Origin of the sequence: Streptomyces sp. SID13726, assembly GCF_010548375.1 — a bacterium.
In the GTDB taxonomy this organism is placed as follows: domain Bacteria; phylum Actinomycetota; class Actinomycetes; order Streptomycetales; family Streptomycetaceae; genus Streptomyces.
This window is the reverse complement of sequence record NZ_JAAGLY010000500.1, coordinates 1-431: the sequence shown is the minus strand read 5'-3', so window position 1 is coordinate 431 and position 431 is coordinate 1. Positions and strand designations below refer to the sequence as shown.

Here is a 431-nt window from a genome sequence, read left to right as displayed (position 1 = left end):
CGAACGAGATCGACGCCGCCACGATGATGAGGTTCATCGGCCGGGAGTAGTCGACCTTCGCGAGCGTGCGGATGCCGGACGCGGCCACCGAGCCGAACAGCACGACGCCCGCACCGCCGAGGACCGGCGTCGGGACGGCGGCCACGACGCGGCCCAGGACCGGCAGGAGGCCGAGGACCTCGAGGATCGCGCCGCCCGCCGCCACGACGAACCGGGACTTCACGCCCGTGATGGCCACGAGCCCGACGTTCTGCGCGAACGCCGACTGCGTGAACGAGCCGAAGAACGGCGAGACGACGGACGACGCCATGTCGGCGCGCAGGCCGTTCGCGATGCGCTTGCGGTCCACCTTGGTGCCGACGATCTCGCCCACGGCGATGATGTCCGCCGTCGTCTCGGTGAGGGTCACGAGGATGACGATGAGCATCGAG

The 431-nt window shown here is 70.3% G+C and carries 1 protein-coding gene; it reads right to left on the bottom strand.

What is annotated here, in order from left to right; genetic code table 11:
* Window positions 1-431, bottom strand: a 431-nt coding sequence (locus G3I78_RS48790) for a solute carrier family 23 protein (RefSeq protein WP_275424942.1), incomplete at both ends; no start/stop codon positions are given.